The organism is Enterococcus sp. HMSC072F02, assembly GCF_001837725.1.
Taxonomy (GTDB): Bacteria; Bacillota; Bacilli; order Lactobacillales; family Enterococcaceae; genus Enterococcus_B; species Enterococcus_B lactis.
Map to the genome: position 1 here is coordinate 1 of NZ_KV833960.1, position 1,881 is coordinate 1,881.

At 37.4% G+C, this 1,881-nt stretch carries 3 protein-coding genes; 1 reads left to right on the forward strand and 2 read right to left on the reverse strand.

Translation table 11 applies throughout. From position 1 onward, the window contains the following. A partial coding sequence (locus HMPREF2731_RS08115) for a deoxynucleoside kinase (RefSeq protein WP_176747857.1) occupies nucleotides 1–445 on the forward strand: 445 nt, incomplete at its 5' end. A gap of 134 nt (nucleotides 446–579) precedes the next feature. On the opposite strand, the gene HMPREF2731_RS08120 is transcribed toward HMPREF2731_RS08115, so the two are convergent. After that, complete coding sequence (locus HMPREF2731_RS08120; protein ID WP_024636451.1) at nucleotides 580–1,218, reverse strand: DUF421 domain-containing protein; 639 nt, start codon at nucleotides 1,216–1,218, stop codon at nucleotides 580–582. Nucleotides 1,219–1,222: 4 nt separating this feature from the next. Beyond that, nucleotides 1,223–1,669 (reverse strand): DUF3290 domain-containing protein, encoded by a 447-nt coding sequence (locus tag HMPREF2731_RS08125; protein WP_024636452.1) that lies wholly within the window; start codon nucleotides 1,667–1,669, stop codon nucleotides 1,223–1,225. Nucleotides 1,670–1,881: the final 212 nt, after the last annotated feature.

Below are 1,881 nucleotides of genomic sequence, written 5' to 3' on the forward strand. Positions count from 1 at the left end.
TTATTCTTTATTTAAAACTTTGCAACAGAACCGCTTGATGTTCCATTTGAATGCCGATCTAGGTCGGATCGCCACTTTGGAAGTGGAACAGTATGACAATTTATTGAATACTATGCTGAAAGAATTAGAAGAATCAGCACCTGAAAAACATCCTGACTTAATGGTGCATATCAAAGTATCACTGGATACGATGATTGCGTGGCTCAACAAACGGGGCCGTTCGTATGAACAAGTGGCCAATGATCCAACGCTATATGACTATTACAAAGAATTAAACCAACGCTATGATGCTTGGTATGAAGCCTTTGATGTGTGTCCTAAAATGCAAATCGATGGGGATCAATTAGATTTTGTTGATAATGAAGAAAATCTGTCGGTCATTTTAGACATGATCCAAGAAAAACTGGCAGAAGTGCGCAGTGACAAACAAGCAGGAAACTATTGAACAGATAATGTGGTTGCCAAAGGCGATTTCTCTAAGAGCGAGTAATCTGGTTCAATCAACAAAAGATATACCCACATCGAAAAAGACATGTAGATCCTTATTTGGACTACATGTCTTTTTTCGATGTTAAAAATTTATTTCGATTCATAACTATATAACTTTAGCGTACCAGACAAGTATTCTCCTAAGTAGATCGCTGAAATACGATCAAATCCCTGATCCTGGACTTGTTTTTCCAACCATTCTATATCTTGGTGAATCAATTCGAGAACATCAAAATTGGGTAACCCGTCGATTATGATTGGATAACGGATATTCTCGTCGCCAAACTCAATGATTGTCAACTGTCCATTTTGTTCTAGGACAGCGCGCTTGACCTTTTCAACTTCATAGATGCCGACGGATCGTAATTTGAACATCAATTCATTGGCGGATAATCCATTTTTCAAACACTCTTTAACATTGACTGTACCGTTCTCGACCAAAGAAATGGGGTGTCCATCCACCAGCCGCTTGACGAAGTGATTGTGCTCTTTGGCAAATTTCAAAATGAAAATCAATAGCGTCCAAATAATCAGTACAAGGATAAATTGCAAAACAGTGATTGATTCATTATAAATGACACCGCCAATAATTCCCCCCAACACATAATTTTGAAGTTGGTCCATCGATGAACTTGGCGCCAAATTACTTTTTCCCATAAGATTGATTTGAATGATCAAACAGATGATACCTAAAGTAAATTTAATCAAAATGGGTGTATACAATTGCATGCGCTCACTCCTCTATTCTTGTGATATCTGTTGTCGTCAGGTAGGCTTCTTCCAATGTATAGGCGCTAAAGTCGGCATTAAGCGATACACGATAGTAGTGGTCATTGAATGTGACTAGTACGCCATCCGCCAGTTGTGTTGTATTGACAAAGACTGTATTTTCATCGACATGCTGGTCTTCAGCTAATCGCTGGAGGAAGTTGACCATTTGAGAGGACTGAGATATTTGGCTTTCGCTCTGCGTGTAATCAGAATATTGGGCACCGGATACAAACAGTAAAAAGAGCAATGCAATGATACTTAGATCTCGATACTTTGTTTGCATGCGATGGCGCAAGTATAGACTAAAGACGATGATCAAAATGAATAGGGAAGCGAAAATAAAAAAATATTTGCCATAATCGATCAGATTCGATTGTTGCTGTAAGTAACGTAACCCATAGAAAGTCATTGTTTTCCTCCGATAATTGGCTTGTTTGCACAAATTTAATCTTAAAGTAAAATATCCCAGATTGCAATGATTATGGATAGCGTTTGGGGATGATTTTGAATGAAATCAACATTTTCTGAAAATAGATTTGCTAATTTCTATTTTGCTCCGTATACTAATTAAGGAACGCTTGTTTTTTATTTCTATGATTTGTCAAATTAAGCTAGAATAAA

What these genes read in the sequence shown, in the direction of transcription:
- HMPREF2731_RS08125 (WP_024636452.1), bottom strand. Translation starts at nt 1,669, where the DNA reads ATGACTTTCTATGGGTTACGTTACTTACAGCAACAATCGAATCTGATC.
- HMPREF2731_RS08120 (WP_024636451.1), bottom strand. Translation starts at nt 1,218, where the DNA reads ATGCAATTGTATACACCCATTTTGATTAAATTTACTTTAGGTATCATC.